The sequence below is a fragment of the Actinomadura bangladeshensis genome (assembly GCF_004348335.1).
GTDB lineage: Bacteria > Actinomycetota > Actinomycetes > Streptosporangiales > Streptosporangiaceae > Spirillospora > Spirillospora bangladeshensis.
Genome location: NZ_SMJW01000594.1, coordinates 1 through 632, shown reverse-complemented (window position 1 = coordinate 632; position 632 = coordinate 1). Strand labels below are relative to the sequence as shown.

1 protein-coding gene is annotated in these 632 nt (G+C 69.9%); it reads right to left on the bottom strand.

Annotated features, from left to right (window positions below; genetic code table 11):
- Positions 1 to 32: 32 nt before the first annotated feature.
- On the bottom strand, positions 33 to 632 hold a 600-nt coding region (locus tag E1284_RS41045; RefSeq protein ID WP_207924267.1), incomplete at its 5' end, for a CDP-glycerol glycerophosphotransferase family protein.

The following is a 632-nucleotide window of genomic DNA, read 5'->3' as shown; positions in this document are numbered from 1 at the left end:
ACGGCCGGATGCCGGAGTGCCCGCATGCCCGGTCAGCCCGACCGGAGGATGCGGTCGACGACGCGGCTGGCGGCCTTGCCGTCGTCCAGCTCGCAAAAGCGCCGGGCGAACCGCTCGTAGGGGGCGGCGTAGCCGCGTTCGACCTCGCCGATCGAGCGGAGGGCGTCGATGACCTCGTCCGACGAGCCGAGCAGCGGGCCGGGCGCCTCCCGGGTGAAGTCGAAGTAGAAGCCGCGCAGCTCGTCCCGGTAGTGCTCCAGGTCGTAGGTGAAGAACAGCATCGGGCGGCCGGTGTTGGCGTAGTCGAACATCAGCGACGAATAGTCGGTCACCAGGACGTCGGAGACCAGGAACAGCTCGGCGATGTCGGGATAGGCCGACACGTCCCGCACGAAGCCGTCCGCTACCTCCGGGACGGTATCGACCACATTCGGATGCCGCCTGATCAGCAGCACATGGTCCTCGCCGAGCTCGTCCGCCGCCCGCTCCAGATCCAGGCGCAGGTCCAGGCGGTACTTGCCGGGGCCGTAGTAGCTGTCGTCCCGCCAGGTCGGCGCGTACAGGACGGCGCGCTTGCCCGGCGGCAGCCCGAGCCGCTCGCGCACCCGCTCGGCCAGCATCTCCCGATCAGG